This window comes from Nocardia sp. NPDC004568, from assembly GCF_040609955.1.
Lineage (GTDB): Bacteria > Actinomycetota > Actinomycetes > Mycobacteriales > Mycobacteriaceae > Nocardia.
The window spans coordinates 44028-57848 of sequence record NZ_JBEXLL010000045.1; the positions used below are offsets into that span (position 1 = coordinate 44028).

General features: G+C 68.4%; 12 protein-coding genes and 3 pseudogenes. 7 read left to right on the forward strand and 8 right to left on the reverse strand.

Annotation, left to right across the window (positions count from 1 at the left end; genetic code table 11):
* Nucleotides 1–223 precede the first annotated feature (223 nt).
* Nucleotides 224–1039, reverse strand: a complete 816-nt coding sequence (locus tag ABZV91_RS20290) for an SDR family NAD(P)-dependent oxidoreductase (protein ID WP_355243797.1) — start codon at nucleotides 1037–1039, stop codon at nucleotides 224–226.
* 111 nt (nucleotides 1040–1150) lie between these two features.
* Between ABZV91_RS20290 and ABZV91_RS20295 the strand changes: the two genes are divergently transcribed.
* The gene (locus ABZV91_RS20295; protein ID WP_355243800.1) at nucleotides 1151–1750 is read left to right on the forward strand and encodes a TetR/AcrR family transcriptional regulator; all 600 of its coding nucleotides are present in this window, start codon (nucleotides 1151–1153) and stop codon (nucleotides 1748–1750) included.
* Between the two features lie 174 nt (nucleotides 1751–1924).
* On the opposite strand, the gene ABZV91_RS20300 is transcribed toward ABZV91_RS20295, so the two are convergent.
* Nucleotides 1925–2749: a class I SAM-dependent methyltransferase gene (locus tag ABZV91_RS20300; RefSeq protein ID WP_355243803.1), complete on the reverse strand. Its 825-nt coding sequence runs from the start codon at nucleotides 2747–2749 to the stop codon at nucleotides 1925–1927.
* Between the two features lie 70 nt (nucleotides 2750–2819).
* Here ABZV91_RS20300 and ABZV91_RS20305 point away from each other — a divergent pair, with 70 nt between their 5' ends.
* Nucleotides 2820–3422: a TetR/AcrR family transcriptional regulator gene (locus tag ABZV91_RS20305; protein WP_355243806.1), complete on the forward strand. Its 603-nt coding sequence runs from the start codon at nucleotides 2820–2822 to the stop codon at nucleotides 3420–3422.
* Nucleotides 3423–3461: 39 nt separating this feature from the next.
* On the opposite strand, the gene ABZV91_RS20310 is transcribed toward ABZV91_RS20305, so the two are convergent.
* Nucleotides 3462–4517, reverse strand: a complete 1056-nt coding sequence (locus ABZV91_RS20310) for an FAD-dependent monooxygenase (protein ID WP_355243809.1) — start codon at nucleotides 4515–4517, stop codon at nucleotides 3462–3464.
* On the opposite strand from ABZV91_RS20310, the gene ABZV91_RS20315 reads away from it, so the two are divergent.
* Both ABZV91_RS20315 and ABZV91_RS20320 read left to right on the forward strand, forming a co-directional pair.
* On the forward strand, nucleotides 4518–5117 hold the full coding sequence (locus tag ABZV91_RS20315) for a TetR/AcrR family transcriptional regulator C-terminal domain-containing protein (protein ID WP_355243812.1): 600 nt from the start codon (nucleotides 4518–4520) through the stop codon (nucleotides 5115–5117).
* 369 nt (nucleotides 5118–5486) lie between these two features.
* A pseudogene (locus tag ABZV91_RS20320) lies at nucleotides 5487–5837 on the forward strand (hypothetical protein); the annotation flags it as partial.
* A gap of 47 nt (nucleotides 5838–5884) precedes the next feature.
* Here the strand turns inward: ABZV91_RS20320 and ABZV91_RS20325 are convergent.
* Nucleotides 5885–6876 (reverse strand): annotated as a pseudogene (locus tag ABZV91_RS20325) (phosphotransferase family protein).
* Between the two features lie 26 nt (nucleotides 6877–6902).
* Nucleotides 6903–8204, reverse strand: a pseudogene (locus ABZV91_RS20330) (acyl-CoA dehydrogenase family protein).
* Between the two features lie 36 nt (nucleotides 8205–8240).
* Between ABZV91_RS20330 and ABZV91_RS20335 the strand changes: the two are divergent.
* The gene (locus ABZV91_RS20335) at nucleotides 8241–8906 is read left to right on the forward strand and encodes a TetR/AcrR family transcriptional regulator (protein WP_355243815.1); all 666 of its coding nucleotides are present in this window, start codon (nucleotides 8241–8243) and stop codon (nucleotides 8904–8906) included.
* A 1138-nt stretch (nucleotides 8907–10044) separates the two neighbouring features.
* Here ABZV91_RS20335 and ABZV91_RS20340 read toward each other — a convergent pair.
* The 3 genes from ABZV91_RS20340 to ABZV91_RS20350 are packed head-to-tail and all read right to left on the reverse strand — an operon-like array spanning nucleotide 10045 to nucleotide 11948.
* A complete protein-coding gene (locus ABZV91_RS20340; RefSeq protein ID WP_355243818.1) occupies nucleotides 10045–10674 on the reverse strand; it encodes a MarR family transcriptional regulator in 630 nt (209 codons plus the stop codon).
* A 60-nt stretch (nucleotides 10675–10734) separates the two neighbouring features.
* Nucleotides 10735–11655: an IS3 family transposase gene (locus ABZV91_RS20345; RefSeq protein ID WP_355243820.1), complete on the reverse strand. Its 921-nt coding sequence runs from the start codon at nucleotides 11653–11655 to the stop codon at nucleotides 10735–10737.
* Nucleotides 11652–11948: a transposase gene (locus tag ABZV91_RS20350; protein ID WP_355243823.1), complete on the reverse strand. Its 297-nt coding sequence runs from the start codon at nucleotides 11946–11948 to the stop codon at nucleotides 11652–11654. The genes ABZV91_RS20345 and ABZV91_RS20350 overlap by 4 nt, the downstream gene beginning before the upstream one ends.
* Before the next feature lie 185 nt (nucleotides 11949–12133).
* Between ABZV91_RS20350 and ABZV91_RS20355 the strand changes: the two genes are divergently transcribed.
* Both ABZV91_RS20355 and ABZV91_RS20360 read left to right on the forward strand, forming a co-directional pair.
* Nucleotides 12134–12550, forward strand: coding sequence for a DUF4097 family beta strand repeat-containing protein (locus ABZV91_RS20355; RefSeq protein WP_355243825.1), 417 nt, complete (start codon nucleotides 12134–12136; stop codon nucleotides 12548–12550).
* Nucleotides 12551–12584: 34 nt separating this feature from the next.
* Entirely contained in the window at nucleotides 12585–13406 is an 822-nt protein-coding gene (locus ABZV91_RS20360) for an alpha/beta hydrolase (protein WP_355243827.1), read from the forward strand.
* The last annotated feature ends 415 nt before the right edge of the window (nucleotides 13407–13821 follow it).

The following is a 13821-nucleotide window of genomic DNA, read 5'->3' on the forward strand; positions in this document are numbered from 1 at the left end:
TCGACCTCAGCGTTGAACCTGCCCGGCTGCCGCGAAAATTCCTGGCTCCTCACTGTCACGGTTCGGAAGGCCCTGTCGCCGGGGCGATCACCTCTTCGGCAGCTCACCGCGATCCCCGATCCCCCGCTCGGCGAAGGGCGTTCGAGCTCCCGGCCCCGTGCCGATCGCCTCCGGTACGGGGGCGGACGGCGACGGCGCAGGGCGGCATCGGTGTCCGACAGGGTCAGCCGGGCGCTTTGCGACTGAGGTGCTCGTAGGCCCGGTACTGCGCGGCACGGTCCCGCAGATTCTGCTGGACCATGTCGAAGGATCCGGCGCCGACGATGAGACGCCGGGGCGGGTCCGGCAGGTCCACCAGCTCCATGATCACCGGGGCGGCGGTCGCGGGCGCGGGACCGGCTTCCTCGCCCCACATCTCGGTGAGCTCGTCGCGCAGCTGCTGGTAGTGCGGGTCGGGGGCGGTCGCCGTGGTGCCTGTGGTGAACAAGCCGGTGTCGTAGCCGCCCATCTGGACGATGGTGACCTTGACGCCGAATTGCTCGGCCTCCATCGCCACGGCCTCGCTCACCGAGTCCAGCGCCGACTTGCCGGCCGCGTACAGGCCGACCATGGGGAAACCGCCGCCCGTGCCCATCGTGGTGATCTGCAGGATGCGCCCGCCGCCCTGGGCGCGCAGGTGTGGCAGCACGGCCTGGGTCATCCACACGGCGCCGAACAGGTTCACATCGAAATGCGCTCTGATCTGCTCTTCGCTCGCCTCCTCCACCATGCCCAGGAGCATGGCGCCGGCGTTGTTGACCACGATGTCGAGCCTGCCGAAGGCCGCGACCGCCCGCTCCACGGCCGCGAACACCGCCGCGCGGTCGGTGACATCGAGGGATATCGGGGCCAGGTCGTCGGGATACTGCCGGGCGAGGTCGGCGAGGGGCTCGACATCGCGGGCCGCCCCGATCACCCGGTCGCCCGCCCGGAGCGCCGCTTCCGCGAACGCCCGGCCCAGTCCTCGTGACGCGCCTGTGATGAGCCATACGCGGGTCATGGGCTCCACCTCCTCTTGCTCGATCTGTCGTAGCGAGACAAGACGGTACGTCTCGTTTCGCGCAATGTCAATACGGACCGTCTCGTCTCGCATTGGTGCTACGATCCGGGCATGGTCAAGCAACCCGACCCCGCCCGTCGCAGTGAGCGCTCCCGGCGGGCCATCCTCACCGCGGCCCGTGAGCTGGTTTCCGAAATGGGATACGCCGCACTGTCCGTCGAGGCCATCGCGACCCGGGCCGGCGTGGGCAAACAGACCATCTACCGGTGGTGGCCCTCCAAGGGGGCGGTGGTGCTGGACGCCTTCCTGGCGCTCAGCGAAGAGGGACCGGACCAGAGCACGGCGCTGCCCGACACCGGCGACCTCGCGGCCGACCTCAAGGTCGTGATGCGGGCGACCGTGGCCGAATTCGCCGACCCTGCCTTCGAGAGGCCGATCCGCGCGCTCAATACCGAGATCATCAACGATCCCGCCCTGGCCGCCCAGTACCACGCCAAACTGGCCGGCCCGCTGGACGAGGCCAAGAAGGAACGGCTGCGCAGCGCCCAGCGCGCCGGGCAACTCGACGCCGGTGCCGACCTCGATCTGGCACTCGAACTGCTGTACGCGCCTCTCTATCAGCGCTGGCTGCTCCGGTCCGGCCCCCTCACCCCCGAGTACGCCGACGCGCTCGTCGACGCCCTGCTCAAAGCCATGCGGCCAGGCGGGTGACGGCCGGGGCCGCCGAGAACTCACGGCGACCCGGGCCGATCGCCGACGCCTCGCGCCGGCGATCGGCGAGTTCGCTGTCCCGGATCCGGACTGTCGGCTCCGGCTTCGAGGGGATGCGGCCGAACCCCGCCGGTGCCGTGGACGCCGCTCGGAAACGACCGGCAGCGCGGGTGTTCAGGAAGCGCTCGCGCGGGCGGCGGTCGTGGCCAGCGTGGTGTAGTCCATCGTGAATGATCCGCCGAGCGAGTCGATGGCGGCGCCGACCGCGTCCAGTATCTCGGTCAGCTGATCAGGGCGGAGCCGGGTGAGGCCGCCGGTGGTGGGGAGCAGCTCCAGCCATTGGTCGCGGGTATAGGACTGCTGCCAGTCGAACTGCCACAGTTCGGGCTCGGCGAACTGCTCGGTCTCACGGATCCGGTCGGCGAATTCCGCGTATCCGGCTCGGTAGAGCTCGAGGGGGCGTCGAGCCGGTTGGCCGCTGAAGGGGGAGTCCGGCGCCACCCGGTGGAAGGCGGTGGCGAACGGTTCCGCCACCTCGGCGGGTGGCTCGTACACATGACCGAAGATCGCCAGCCGTCCTCCCGGGCGCAGGAGGCCGGCGGCCTTCACGGCGCCGGCGAGCGGATCCACCCAGTGCCACGACTGGGCGGCGACGACCGCGTCGAACATGCGATCTCCCGGCTGCCATGCCTCGAAGGTGGCGACCTCGACCCGTAGACCGCGGGCACGCGCGAATTCGGCCATCCGCGTATCGGGTTCGACACCGAGCACCGTGCACCCTGCGGCCCGGAACTGATCGCCCGCGATGCCGGTACCGCAGCCGATGTCGAGCACGTCCGCTCCGGAAGTTCCGGTGAGGATTCGCGCCACCAGTGCCTCGGGGTATCGCGGCCGGGCCCGGTCGTAGCGCTGTGCGTCCACGCCGAACGAGGTGGCCATTCGTGGGGACGCCGTGGGCGGTGGGGACGATTCGTGGTGCTCCGACGGTAATGTGGGCATGCGCCCACTCTAGTGGGCGCATGCCCACTGTGCAATTGTGTCAAGGATCGATGCACGAGAGGATCTCCGAGTGCCGACTGGGGTACACCTTCGCGACGCGCGGCAGCAACTGTTCGACGCTGCCGAACGCGTGCTGCTCCGCGCCGGGCCGAACGGGCTGACCAGCCGGGCCGTCACCGACGAAGCCGGTTGCGCCAAAGGGGTTCTGCACCGGCACTTCGCCGACTTCGACGGCTTTCTCACCGCACTGGTTCTCGATCGTGCCGCGCGGCTCGAAGCGCAGGGAGAGGCGCTCCGCGCGTCCGCCGGCGGCGGCACGGTGGTCGCCAACCTGACCGGCGCGCTGACTACCCTGTTCGGACCGGTTCCGGTGGCGATCCTCCCGCTCGTCACCTTTCGCGACGAGTTGCGCGCCCGACTGCGCCGGGAGCGCGCCGGCGGCGGCATGGCGATCCTCGCCGAGATGACGACCGCGATCGCGGCGTACCTGGCCGACGAGCGGGAACTGGGCCGCATCGCGGCCGAGGCCGATATCGACTCCCTCACCTTGTCCCTGGTCGGAGGCGGGCATCTGTTGTTCACGGACCGTGACGCCGGCCCCCCGACGACCTCGGCAGTCGAGAAGTTCGTGGCTTCGGTGATCTCGGACTCCGTGCGACGACGTCCGGTCTGAGTTCCGGCGGGGACTCGCCGGCCGGCCGGGCGGATCCGTTTACCGGTGGTCCGGTTGGAAGAACTCGAGCATGTGCCGGGCGGCGTCCGGAGACATCAGCAATTCCTGGATCCGCGCGGACATCCGGGCGGCGGCGCCGGTGCGTTCGAACATCTCGCGTTCGTATTCCGAGAGGGCGGCGGGGAAGTCGTCCGGGTGGGCGACCAGCGCGAGCCCGAGCAGCGCGCCGTCGAGCAGTGCCATATTGGCGCCCTCGCCCACCGGCGGCATCAGGTGCGCGGCATCGCCGAGCAGCGTGACATCCGGTTTCGCCGGCCAGGTCAGGCCGGCGGGAAGCGTGGTGATCGCCCGCGGCACGACCGTGTCGTCGCAGGCTGCGATCAGTGCGGTGAACCGTGGGTCCCAGCCGGGCAGTAGTTCGATCAGCCGGGCCCGGGCGGCGGCCGGGTCGTCGAACGGGATTCCGCTGGTGGCGAACCAGTCCTCGCCGGTGTTGTAGAAGCTGAGGCCGATGCGGACGCGGCCGTCGCCGTTGCGCTGCGCCGCCAGTGACAGTCCGTCGCCGAGCACCCAGTAGCTGCCGCGTCCGACCATGGCCGCGAGATCGGGGTGGGTGCGGTCGATATCCGGGATGCCGACCTCGACGACGTTCTGGCCGATATGTGCCGGGTGGGCGTCGGTGAGTAGCGCGCGGACCCGCGATTGCGCGCCGTCCGCGCCGACCAGCAGCGAATATGTCGTACTGCCGCCGTCGGCGAAATGCAGCAGGCCGTCCTCGGCGGAGGCGAACGCGTGCCCCCAGCGCACCACCTCCGCGGGGACGGAATCCAGCAGCAGGTTACGCAGGTCGGCGCGGTCGACCTCGGGTCGCGCGAGTGGGGCGTCCTCGGGTGTGTCCTCCTGGAGCAGGAGGGTGCCGTCCGGTTCGAGTAGGCGCATGTCCTGGCCTTCGCCCCGGGCGATCGTGAAGAACTCGTCGAGCAGACCGGCCGCGCGCAGCGCTCGCTGGCCGGAGTGGATGTCGAGCATGCCGCCCTGACCCCGCGCGTCGCGTGCGGTCTCGCGTTCGTACACGACGGTGTCGATGCTGTTCATGTGCAGCACCCGGGCGCGGAAGGCCTGGCGGCGGTATCGCTCCGCAAGGTCGCCGCCGCACTCGAGGTGGGACCGATGCGGCTGTACGGCTATATCGCCACCAAGGACGAGTTGCTCGACCTCATGGTCGACGCGGTCTACGCCGAGATCCGGCCGGTCGGAGACAATTGGCGAGAGGTGCTGCGGTCCCTTGCCGAAACCACCCGGCAGGCCGCGCACCGGCACGAATGGTTCGCCGACCTGATCGGAGGGCGGCCCCAGCTCGGGCCGCACGCAATGGCCAGGGGGGAGGCCGTGGTGGCCGCGATGGGCTGCCTCGACGTGGACATGGTCATGCCGGTTTCCGACGCGGTCAACGCGTATGTGGTCGGTGCGATACGCCGGGAGATCACCGAGCAGCGCGCCGAGCGGGCCACCGGGATGGACAAGAGGCAGTGGCAGGCCACCTTCGGGCCCTATCTCGAGCGGGCCTTCGCGACCGGCCGATACCCCGCGCTGGCCACGGTGATCCGCGACGCCGCCCACCTCGACGCCGACCGCACTTTCCGCATCGGCCTGGAATTCCTCCTCGACGGCATCGAAGCCCGTATCTCCGAATGACGCGCGGCCGGCGGGTCGGGATCGGTGCCGCGACGGCGCCGAGACGAGGAACCCCGCCGTAGCTATTGTCCCGCCCCGAGCAACCTTTCCACTGTGTGCACCACCTCGGTCGTCACGCCCTCGAACACGGCATCGCTGTCGGAGCGGGCTTCGGCGCGGGCGCGGGGCAGCGGTGGCGGTTCGAGGTCCGGAGGACGGTCGAGCCACGGCTGTGGGGCCGGTTACTGTTCGGCGACCGGTTCGCCGGTATCGGCCCGGTAGTCGCGCGGATGTCGCAGGGTGGCGGGCGCCGGGTACGACTTGGAGGCGACGCCGGCACAGTCGGCCGATAGCGGCCCGCGGCCGGGGTACGGGTGGAACCATCAGCGCATGAACGCCACCTGCGACGCGACCGCTCAGCGTCTGGTCGCCGACCTCGGATTCGAGTGTGCCGACGCCCATCCGTTCGCCACCCTGCGCAACCCCGCCGACCTCGCGAACTGGACCCTGCCGGTGCTCGAGCTGCTCGTCGTCGCCGGCGCCGTCTTCGCGCTGGCGCACGCGATCCGCCGGCTACGGCGCGACGGCGACCCGACCAATCTGGCCCTATGGATCGCCTCCCTGGTCTACCTGTTCGTCATCGAGCCACCGCTGTACTTCCCGGGCTGGTTCGGTCTGGACGAGCCGATCGGGCTCATGTTCTCGCACAACGTCTTCACGGTGCAGTTCATGCACGACCGAGGGTCCTCCGTCGTTGCGCTCCGCTGCCGCCTGCGGGCCCGACTTGTTCATGATGTGTACTCCGTCGTCTCGGTGAGTTCGGCCGCCGAGCGCATGAGTTCGGGCACGATGGGGCCGAAAGATTGCAGTTTCACGTCGTCGCCCGCCCGCTGGAAACCCGCTCCAGGACGATCGCGAGCTTCCATCTGGCCAGGACCAGGTAGTAGTCGAGATCGTCGACCTGCCGGCCCGAAACCTGTGCGTAGTGCGCCACCACCTGGTCGCGAGAGGGCATTCCGCGCATGTCCACATAGCCGGCTTCGGCGGTGTCGGGGGCCGAGGTGTCGGCCGGCCAGCTCTGCACCATCCACGCCAGGTCCAGTTTCGGATCGCCGACGGTACCCATCTCCCAGTCGACCACGGCGGCCAGGCGGGCGGGCTCGCCGTGGCGGTACATGACATTGGCGAACTGGTAGTCCCCGTGCATGAGGCCGGGGATGTAGTCCAGGGGCCGGTGCTCGCGCAGCCAGCGGGTGGTGGTTTCCATTCCGTCGAGGTCACGGCCCTTGATACGCTCGAAGAAACCGGTCCACCGGGCGACCTGGCGTTCGTGGAATCCGTCCGGCCGCCCCCGGTCGTGTAGCCCGCGTGCGCGCCAGTCCACCTTGGACAGCAGCGCGATGCCTTCGGCCAGCTGATAGGCCAGTCCGGCGCGGGTGGTGAGGTCGGTGTCGAAGGGCGCCGGCCACACCCGGCGGTGATCCATCGGTGACCAGCCGTCCACGAATCCCATGAGGTAGAACGTGCGGCCGAGCACCGAGGGGTCGGTGCAGACCGCCACCGCCTCGGTGTGCGGAACGTCGGTACCGTGCAGCGCCTCGATGATCCGCCATTCGCGCAGCATGCCGTTGTCCCGGTCGGCCGGGGCTCCGGCCGGTGGTATCCGCAGCACACTGCGGTGCTCGCCGCGGGTGATCTCGTAGATCTCGTTCTGTGTACCGCCCGAGAGGAACCGGGTCTCCAGCGGCTCCCCCGCGCCCGGGAGCCCGGCCTCGTCCATCCACTGCGCCAGCGGCGCGATATCGATCACTGGTTGCCCACCTCGTTCTCCAGGTATTCGGCGTACTCGGCCCGCGCCGCGTCGAGCCTGCGCGGGATCCATGCGGTGGGCCACTGGTCGTCGCTGGGCCGGTGGTCACGCAAAACCTGTTCGGCGACGGTCATCTTGTGCACCTCGGTCGGTCCGTCGGCCAGGCCCATCATGCCGGCACCGTGGATCATGGTGAAGAAGGGCAGTTCATTGGTGGTGCCCAGCGCACCGTGCACCTGCATGGCCCGCCAGGCGATATCGTGCAGCACCGCCGGCATCACCACCTTCACCGTGGCGATGTCCTTGCGGACCTTCTTGTAGTCGTCGTACTTGTCGATCTCCCAGGCCGTGTACAGCACCAGCAGCCGGAACTGTTTCAGCTGGGCGTAGGAATCGGCGATATACCCTTGTACGAACTGTTTGTCGGCGAGCCGGCTGCCGGCGGTCTCCCGGCTCAGCGCGCGTTCGCACATCATGTCCAGGGCCTTCTGTGCGAGCCCGATGGTGCGCATGGCGTGATGGATTCGGCCCCCGCCGAGCCGGGTCTGCGCGATCACGAACGCCTGCCCCGCCTCGCCCAGCAGGGCCTCGGCGGGCACCCGGACATCGTCGTAGTGGATCAGCGCGTGCGAGCCGTCGTTCAGCGGTTCGCCGGCCAGGCCGATATTGCGCTCGATATGGATCCCGAGGGTGTCGGCGGGCACCAGGAACATCGACATCCCCTGGTAGGGACTCACCTCCGGGTCGGTCACGGCCATCACGATGAGGAACGCGGCGGTGCGGGCATTGGAGGAGAAAAACTTCCAGCCGCTGATCACCCAGTCGTTCCCGTCGCGGACGGCGCGGGTGCGGAACAGGGTGGGGTCGGCGCCGGCCTGCGGTTCGGTCATCGAATAACAGGAGAAGAGTTCCCCGTCGAGCAGTGGCCGCAGGTACCGCTCTTTCTGGGCGGCGGTGCCGTAGTGCGCGATGATCTCGGCATTGCCGGTATCGGGAGCCTGGCAGCCGAAGACGATCGGTGCCCAGGAACTGCGCCCCAGGATTTCGTTGAGCAGCGCCAATCTCAGCTGCCCGTAACCCTGCCCGCCGAGATCCGGGCCGAGGTGGGTGGCCCACAGCCCCTGGTCACGGACCCGCTGTTTGAGCGGGTCGACGGCCGCCCGCCGGGCGCCCTCCAGGGGTACGAACTGTTCGTGCGGCCAGAGGAGATCCAGTGGCTCGACCTCGTCGCGTACGAACGCGTCGGCCCAGTCGAGTTTCGCCTGGAAATCGGGTTCGGTCTCGAAATCTTATGCCATTTGCGCCTCCTCTCGTGTCGTGAGACTATACTTCTCGTGAAGAAGAATGCAATTCTTGCCGAGTCGGAGCTGGTCGGCCGGATCGCCCGGAAGGCGGTGGCCGAACGGGAGGCGGAATACGCCGGCGAGATTCGCCGGCTGCTGGATGCCGCCCTGGATGAGGTGCGGCGATGTGGCGCCGACGCGCGTCCCCGGGTGGCCGATATCGTCGCCGCCGCGGGGTTGTCCAACGATGCGTTCTACCGGCACTTCCGGTCCAAGGACGCACTGATGGCGGCGGTGCTCGCCGATGGTGCGGAACGGCTGGCGCACTATGTCGCGCACCGGATGTCCAAGGAGGAGGAACCGCGGGCGAGCGTCCGCTGCTGGGTGGCGGCGATCCTGGCCCAGGCCGAGCCGGCGCTCGCCGCCGATACCCGGGCCGTGCTGTGCCATACCGGTGGGCTGGGCGTGGACCTGGTGACCGGGCAGGCCGGCTCGGCGCCGCGCCGGCTCGCGGAGCTGCTGCATGCGCCGTTCGCCGAACTGGGCGTCGCCGAACCGGAATTCGTGGCCGGTCTCGTCGCCTACGCGACGGTCGGGAGGTTGTCGGAGTATCTGTGGTCGGACACCGAGCCGACCCCCGCCGAGATCGCGCGGCTGGGGGATTTCTGCCTGGCTGCCGCCACGGCGGCGGCCGAGCGGCCCGGCCCGCCGCCATGAGGCCGGTCCGGGCCCGAAAGCGCGCCGCAGCCGAACCTACGTGGTTGCCACGACCATACTGCTGTCTCATTACTTAGGTTTCGAGACACCGGTGCGGAGACTGATCGAGGCGGTGCGGCTGCCGTCAGCAGGGCGCCAGAGGGAAGCACGCCGGCGGCGGGGCAGCGGGTTTCGCGGGCGCGACCGTCGACGGCGCGACAGGGCCCCTCGGTGCGTTCGGTGGGTGAGTCCATGTGGGTGAGGGCCAGTACGACCAGCACGAGAATCCCGCCGACCAGCAACGCGCCGAGGGCCCACAGGGTCGGTATGACCGAGGCGCTGCGCGATCCGGGGTAGTACGGTGACCGGCCGCCACCCCGCCGTGGCGCGGGCCTGTCGGTGACGCGGGTGTACCCCCTCACGTTGGTACCGCCCAGACGTCCCCCGCGTGCATGCCTCCGTGGCGACTCGATCCCCATAACCGAAGTATGACGGGTTCAGCAGTTGGGTTGGAACGGGTAACAGCCGTGCGGCGGCGGGGCCTGAACCGGTGGCGCTGGTGGTGCGGGCTCTTCGGCCGCAGGTGGTGCGGGCTCGGCGACTTCTTGCTGGACCCTTTCCGGGCTGCTCGGTCCCTGCGGTTCGTCTTTCGAGCCGGTGGGAACAACCAGCCATAGACCAAGGACGAGTGATCACAGCACCGACGGGAGGATTGCCAGCCCGGAACGCTTCCCATCCCTGCTCCAGGGTCAGCCTCCACGGCAACTTCAACGCTGTCAGCTCCACCCGCGCGACCACACCACGATGCTGCCACCGACTTCCCTGTAGGCCGCGAGTTCGACGCTGGAGGTGTTCGAAGCTGTTCATCAACCGAAGCATTCCTGGACAGGTGAGCTCATTATCATCGCTGGTTAACGGTGGTTATCGAGTTGATTCGTCCAATAACTACCTATTTGTGAACACCGTCGCAGGCGACGCACCGAGGCTTCATACCTGCCCCGCAGGATCGCAGCGCCGGAGCCGGGCTTCCGAGCGAGCGATACCGTGGATGGCATCCGTCCGGTCGATTCGAGTTCGATGAACTCGACGAGCTCCTGCTCGTGTGGTCGATGGAATACCTTTCCCCGGAAAGGCTTGCCTGCCGCGTCGATCCGCGCAGCTATCCATGTTCTGGATTCGACTCGGTGGTGCCGGTCGAGCTGGTTTCGGGTTTCGCGTAGAGGACCTCGCTGCCCTGCTCTGCGGCGCGCAGGATGCTTTCGCTGATGAAGTCGCTGAAGCGGGCCATGTTCGCGAGACGGGTGGCGGTCGGAGTGTCGCGGCCGTAGATGTCGACGCCGCGGCGGGTGATCTCGGCGACTTCGGCCATGCCGCGGGCACTGTCGATCGTCGCCTGATACCAGACGTTGTCGTCGACGATGTAGCGCTCGCGGCGGCGTTCATCGCGTTCTCGGCGGACCAGGCCTTGGCTTTCGAGGAACGCGATCGCCTTCGAGATCGAGGCCGGGGTGACCTGCAGGCGCGCGACGAGTTCGGACACTGCAGAGCTGCCGGTGTCAGCGGTGAAAAGGCAGGTAAGTACCCGAGCCATCATGCTGGGCATGCCCTGTGCCATGAGCAGGGTGGTGAACGTCTCCTCATAGGCGCGCACGGCCTCGGTATCGCGTCCGTGCATTTGCGTCGGTGTTTGCTGCCCTCGGGGCGCGGCCCGGCGGCGCTGCTGGGCGCGGCGTTCGGTGGCGCGATGGGCCAGGTCGGCGCGGTAGGCGGTGGGCCCGCCGTTACGCATCCGCGCCGACACCACCGTCGAGGTCGCACTGTCAATCCCCTGAAACCGTGGAGGGTTCCTTTATGCGGCCTCGTCTCGTGACAGGGCCGCTGCGGCCGCCGCGCGGACGGCGACCATCTGGTTTTCGTAGTTGATCGGTGACATGCCGCCGCAGAGGCTGTGGCGGCGTTTCGGGTTGTAGAACCCGGTGATCCAGGTGACGATCCGCATACCGGCCTCGACGCGGGTACGGAACCGGTGACGGTGCACGACCTCGACCTTCAGCAGCGAGTTGAACGACTCCGCGGGTGAATTGTCCAGGGCCGAACCGGCCCGGCCCATCGACTGCACCACGCCCAGCGACCGGCACAGCGCGTTGGTGGCCGCTGCGGTGTACTCGCTGCCACGGTCGGAATGAAAGATCACCCCGTCGACCGCGTCGAACCCACCGCGGGTGGTTGCGGCCATACGCAGCGCGGCACACGCGAGTTCGGCGTCGTGGTGGGCACTGGTGGCGTAGCCGAGTAGCCGACCGGAGAACCGGTCCTCCACCGTCGCCAGATACAGTTTTCCCTCAGCAGTGGGAATCTCGGTGACATCACCGCACCACAGAACGTCCTGAGCGACCGCGGTGAACTGAGGGCGCACCAGATCCGGTGCTGCAGGCCGTTTCCCTTGCCGCGTTGTCGACCGCGGACGCTTCACCCTCCGCGCAACCCACCCATTGTCGGCCATGACCTGGGCGATCGTGTTGTCCGACACCGCCCAGCCCTGTTCACGCAACTCATCACCGACCCGGGGACTGCCGTAAGTGCAACCGGACTCGGTGAACACCGCTTCGACCGCGGCGGTCAACTCCCGGCGCCGCTGCCGGCGCGGCGTCGGTTCGCGGTCGTGCCACTTGTAGAACCAGGACTCGCTGACATCGAGAGCGCGGCAGGCGACGGCGTGCGAGACACCGTGTTCGGTCCTCTGGGAGGCGATGAACCCGGCCACACTCACCTGGTCGCCTCCTTCACCCACAGGACCACTGATCGCTTGAGGACATCACGCTCCATCGCCAGCTCGGCGTTCTCCCGGCGCAACCGCAGCAGCTCCTCACGCTCGGACCCGGTCAACCTGCCCCCGTCCGCCGCGCTGCGCCGCTGCCGGTCCCGGGAGACCCAGTTGTTCAGCGTGCCCTCGTTGATCCCGAGCTCACGAGCGACCTGCGCGATCGGACGCCCGGTCTCCCGCACGATCCGCACCGCACCATCTCTGAACTCCTGATCGAATTTCCGTCTCTTCTCCGCCATGGCCTTCCTCTACAGTCCGGCCTCCACGGTACGAGGGGAATCGCACACCCGTCGACCCCGGCAAGAGCCGCGACATCAAGGTCGCCGAGCGTGCAACCGTCACCTACGTCGAGGGTGTTCTGCGGATTACGGCTGCGGCTCCGGGCGACCAACTCTTCGGCCCCTCCGAATCTCTCGAGGTCACCGTGCACCTGCCCGTCGGTTCCCGTATCGAAGCCACTGTGGGTGGCTGCGAGCTCCGCGGCGTCGGACGCCTCGGCGAGGTCGCCTTCGGCGGCGCCCGCCGGGTCGAGATCGACGAGGCCGCGAGTGTCAGCCTCGCCGCGATCGACGGCAACGTCGAAATCGGCCGCCTCACCGGCCCTGCAGACATCAGCACCACCTGTGGCGATATCCAGATCGCCGAGGCCGTGCGTGGCACGGTCGTGCTCCGTACCCAGTCCGGCGACATTTCGGTCGCCGCCGCTGCCGGTGTCTCGGCCGCCCTGGACGCGAACACTCTCCACGGCCGAGTCGGCAACTCCTTGAAGAACGACGGCACCACCGAACTCGACATCCGGGCCACCACCTCCCGCGGCGACATCATCGCCCGCAGCCTCTGAAGCATCAGCGCCCAGACACCATCAGGAGCAGAACATGACGAACAACCGCACTTCCCCGGTCGATTCGACGTGGACCGGCATGGTGCCGGTCGGTGACACGGCCCTGGCCGTCACCGACACCGGCGGCCCCGGCATCCCGGTGCTCTATGTCAACGGCCACGTCGCCACCCAGAAGAACTGGCGCCCGGTGATCGCCGAACTCGGGCCGGGGTGGCGCCACATCACCTACGACATGCGGGCCCGCGGAAAGTCGAGGACCTCGGCGGACTACTCGTTCGAAACCAACGTCGCCGATATCGACGCCGTGCTCGCGGCCAGGGGCGCGCAGCGGGTGCTGGCGATCGGCTGGTCCTACGGGGCCTTCGTCGCGGCGCACTGGGCCAGCCGCAACCCCGACCGGACCGTGGGCGCGGTCCTGGTCGAAGGCGCCCAACCGCACGACTGGATCGACGAGGTCGATATCGAGGGCATGCGGAAACTGTGGCGTCGGCTGGGCTGGTTGATGCCGCTGATGTGGGTGACGGGGCGGGGCGCGCGCATGACCGCCGAACAGATGGCCGACAGCAACATCGAGGCCGGCGAGATCGCCCGCGAACGAGTCCTGGGCCCGGTGATGGACAACATCAGCGTCCCGACCCGCTACGTGAATGCTTCGGGGTCCTCGCTCGGCAGCAGAGGCGACCAGCAGGAACGCATCCGCGCCAGCCTCGACAAGGTCGTCGAACGCAACCCGAACATCGAGATCCACGCGAAAGTCCCCAGCAACCACGGCAGCATCCTGCGCAAGGACTACCGCACCATCGCCGAAGCCGTCCGCGTGGTCGCCGGGCTCGAAGGCGGGCAGCGCCGAATATAGGACCTGCGAACTCGCTCAGCCCAGCCGGGACGTGTGCCGGCGCCACGATGAAAATCGTGAAACCTGCACAGTTGGTCCACGGCCCGGCAACTCCGAAAGCGCAGCCCTGGCGACCGGTATCCGCCAGGGCCGCGCTGTGTCTCAGTGATGTTCCTGACGCGGTTCAATTGGACCTGCCTGGGCTGTCCTGTTCGCCCCGCCAAGCCTTAGCCTCGATCCACCGATCGGTTACTGTCAGGTTGGGGTGGTGTGAATGGAGAAATGCCCTTTGAACTGGGAAGATCGCTGGTGTTGAGGCAGTGATCGGTCCGGTTCAGAAGGGCACTTCGGGTGCAAGTTTTGCATAGGTTCGCCGCGGAGTCAGCGGTGTTCGATGATCAGAGTCTGGTGTCGCTGGCGGGGCTGGTGCCGGTGA